Source organism: Streptomyces sp. UH6, assembly GCF_013421635.1.
Classification (GTDB): Bacteria; Actinomycetota; Actinomycetes; order Streptomycetales; family Streptomycetaceae; genus Streptomyces; species Streptomyces abyssomicinicus.
Map to the genome: position 1 here is coordinate 1 of NZ_JACADT010001366.1, position 1,149 is coordinate 1,149.

Consider the following 1,149-nt stretch of genomic DNA (forward strand, 5'->3'; position numbering starts at 1 on the left):
AGTACCTGCCGGCGACCACGGTCACGCGGTGGCCGCCCAGCACCCGCGCGAACTCCTCGACGAAGCCGCCGTCCAGCCGGGGCCAGTCCCGGAACGTGAAGCCCAGGCAGGCGAAGGCGAAGTAGTCCCCCTCCCACCCCCAGGCGGGCAGGTCGGCGTCCAGGCCGCAGAGCCGGCAGGCGAGCGGGGCCCGGCCGGTGTCGTGCCACGTGTCGATGGCCTCCTCGACGAGCTCCCACGCCGCCTGCTCCGGGTCCCGGCCGATCCCGTTCAGCATCAGGTGGCCGGCGCAGTGCGGGCAGACGGCGTACGACGGGTCACGCAGGGGGCCGCCGTCGAAGACGGCCCGCAGGGGCACGATCTCCAGCTCGCCGGAGGGCTCCCGGTCCGCCGGGCCGACCGCCCGGTACCAGCGCTCCCCCGGCGGGTGGCCCGGTCCGTCCCGGACGATTCCCTCCGCGACCAGCCACGTCAGGCCCCGGGCCGCGAGTCCGGCGGCGTCCTCCACCGTGGCGTCCAGGTCGGCGACTGTCTCGTAGCGGTACCCCATGAGGGCCGACAGTAGAGGCCCGCACTGACTCCGGGTGCCCGCACCCTTGCGGTCACCTATCGTTTTTCGATAAGTTCCCATCGTTCCTCGATTGACTGAAAGGGAGGGGCGATGGGAAAGCTGGCCGTGCTCGCCCTGCGGGCCGTCATCGCCGCACTGCTCGCGGGATCGCTGTTCATCCAGGCCGTGATGCTGCCGTTGATCTTCATGGACATGCAGCGCGAGGCCGGAAACGTCGCGCAGGTGCGGGTGCCGTTCGTGGTGATCGTGTTCCTGGGGGTCGTCGCCGCCCAGGTGGTGCTGGTGTCCGTCTGGCGACTGGTGACGATGGCGCGGCGCGGGACGGTGTTCTCGCACGCCGCGTTCCGCCACGTCGACCTGATCACCGGCGGATTCGCCGCGGCGGCCGTGCTGATCTGGGTCTTCGGCGTGTTCCTGGCCTCGCTGAACTCCGGAGGGCCGGAGGAGGACCAGGTCGCGCCGGGCGTCGTGCTGCTGGTGGGCGGGGCCGGGCTGGCCGTGTTCGGTGTCGCGCTCGTCGTCCTGGTCCTGCGGACGCTGCTCGCCCAGGCCGTGGACCGGGACGTCGAGGCGTCACG

At 72.1% G+C, this 1,149-nt stretch carries 2 protein-coding genes; one reads left to right on the forward strand and one right to left on the reverse strand.

Annotated elements, in window-relative coordinates; genetic code table 11:
* Window positions 1-550: hypothetical protein (locus HW445_RS31920; RefSeq protein WP_180224246.1), on the reverse strand; the 550-nt coding region annotated here is incomplete at its 3' end.
* Between the two features lie 111 nt (window positions 551-661).
* On the opposite strand from HW445_RS31920, the gene HW445_RS31925 reads away from it, so the two are divergent.
* Window positions 662-1,149 (forward strand): DUF2975 domain-containing protein (locus HW445_RS31925; protein WP_180224247.1); only part of this gene is annotated, 488 nt, incomplete at its 3' end.